Source organism: Actinomycetota bacterium (assembly GCA_036280995.1).
Lineage (GTDB): Bacteria > Actinomycetota > CALGFH01 > CALGFH01 > CALGFH01 > CALGFH01.
Genome location: DASUPQ010000954.1, coordinates 1 through 2,135 on the forward strand (window position 1 = coordinate 1; position 2,135 = coordinate 2,135).

At 71.1% G+C, this 2,135-nt stretch carries 1 protein-coding gene and 2 pseudogenes; 2 read left to right on the forward strand and 1 reads right to left on the reverse strand.

Annotated elements, in window-relative coordinates; genetic code table 11:
- Nucleotides 1-107: pseudogene (locus tag VF468_31705) on the reverse strand (spore photoproduct lyase family protein).
- A 104-nt stretch (nucleotides 108-211) separates the two neighbouring features.
- Between VF468_31705 and VF468_31710 the strand changes: the two are divergent.
- On the forward strand, nucleotides 212-1,513 hold the full coding sequence (locus VF468_31710; GenBank protein ID HEX5882851.1) for an ISL3 family transposase: 1,302 nt from the start codon (nucleotides 212-214) through the stop codon (nucleotides 1,511-1,513).
- Between the two features lie 327 nt (nucleotides 1,514-1,840).
- Nucleotides 1,841-2,118, forward strand: a pseudogene (locus VF468_31715) (hypothetical protein).
- The last annotated feature ends 17 nt before the right edge of the window (nucleotides 2,119-2,135 follow it).

A 2,135-nucleotide genomic window follows, 5' to 3' on the forward strand; every position in this document is an offset into this window, starting at 1 on the left:
AGCTTCGCGTCCCGCTCGGGCATCAGCGAGAACCGGATGCGTGTGCGGCCCTGCGGGTCGAGCTCGAGCAGCTCGCGGTTGACGAACTTCGTCGCGAAACGGCTCTCCTGACGCATCCGTGGGCGACGTGATCGCTACGTAGGGGCGCACGCCGTTGCCTGCCTACGGTTCCAGTTACCAGGCTGGGATCGATCAAGGGCGAGGGAACGGCGTGCGCAACGCAAGGGTATGGACGAGGCTGCTCGGGGTCGAGCAGACCAGGGTCGAGCGGGTCGAGTTCGCTGAGGGCCAGGCCCTGTTGATCGCTCATGTGCGACCGGCCCGTGGGGAGCGGCGCCGCTGCGGGGTGTGTCGGCGGCGGTGCCCGGGCTATGACTCCGGGGCAGGCCGGCGGCGCTGGCGGGCGCTGGATCTGGGCACGGTGCAGGCGGTGCTGGAGGCCGACGCGCCGCGGGTGCGCTGCGCCGAGCACGGGGTGGTCGTGGCCGCGGTGCCGTGGGCGCGGCACGGCGCCGGGCACACCCGGTTCCTCGATGATCAGGTGGCTTGGCTGGCGGTGGCCTGCTCGAAGAGCGCGGTGACCGAGTTGATGCGGATCGCCTGGCGCACCGTGGGGGCGATCGTCACTCGAGTCGCCGAGGACGCGATGGCCGGGACGAGCCGATTCGCCGGGTTGCGCCGGATCGGGATCGACGAGATCAGCTACAAGAAGGGTCACCGCTACCTGACCGTCGTGGTTGACCATGACAGTCGGCGGCTGATCTGGGCCGCTGCGGGCCGGAACACGCACACACTGCACCGGTTCTTCGACCTGCTCGGCGCCGAGGGCTGCGCCCAGATCACCCACGTGTCGGCCGATGCGGCGGACTGGATCGCCGATGTGGTGGCCCAACGCTGTGCGAACGCGGTGCGCTGCGCGGACGCGTTTCACGTCGTCGCCTGGGCCACCGAAGCCCTCGACGAGGTCCGCCGCCAGGCCTGGAACGACGCCCGCGCGCTGGCCCGCACCGAGCCCGGCCGACCCCGGGGCCGACCCCGCGCCGACGCCGCCCCCCGCCCCGGACACGACAGGGCCCGGCGGCTGAAAAACGCCCGCTACGCGCTGTGGAAGAACCCGGAGAACCTCACCGACCGCCAGCTCGACAAGCTGGCCTGGATCGCCAAGGTCGATCCCCGGCTGCACCGTGCCTACCTGCTCAAGGAGGGCCTGCGGTACGTGTTTGCGGTCAAGGGCCAAGCCGGCAAGGAGGCGTTGGACCGGTGGCTGGCCTGGGCCGCCCGCTGCCGCATCCCCGCTTTCGTCTCCCTCGGCCGCAAGATCCGCAAACACCGGGTGACGATCGACGCGACCCTCGAGCACGACCTGTCCAACGCCCTGATCGAGTCCACCAACACCAAGATCAGATTGCTGCAGCGGATGGCGTTCGGGTTCGCCTCCGCCGACGCGCTGATCGCCCTGGCCATGCTCGCCCTCAGCGGGATCCGCCCACCCCTACCCGGCCGCGGCGCCTAACAGCCCGACTGCATGATCACCTACGGCGCCGGCTGCGCCGGCGGAACGGAGGCGGCTGCGCCGCCGCTGATCTTCTGGGCCGCGCCGCGCAGGCTACGGGGCCGCCCCTCCCGCCTCAAGGGTCGCTACGCGATCGCTGACGCGACGGCCTGCGGCCGCCCTTGACCCGGGAGCCCCTGCGACCCCTGGACAGCCACACCCCGCGGGCAGGCCCAAGGGGGCCCGCCCCGCCAGGCGCGCGGCGCGACAACCCCGAGCACCACTAGCCCAAGATCAACCCACCCACGGATTGGGTCGGAGAGTCACAAAAGGAAAGCCGACCACACCGCGATCGTGCGCATCGAGCAGCTCTACCCGCTGCCACACCGCCAACTCGCCGCCGTCCTCGACCGCTACCCCAACGCCCACGACATCCGCTGGGTGCAAGAGGAACCAGCCAACCAAGGCGCCTGGCCCTACTTCGGCCTCGAACTACCCGAAAACTCCCACAGCACCTCGCCGACCTGACCCGCATCTCCCGACGCCGCATGGCCGCACCCGCCCCCGGCTCGTCCCGCGTCCACGACGTCGAACAGGCCGAGGTGATCGCCCGGTCATTCGCCTGAGAACCGAGCCGTGGCCA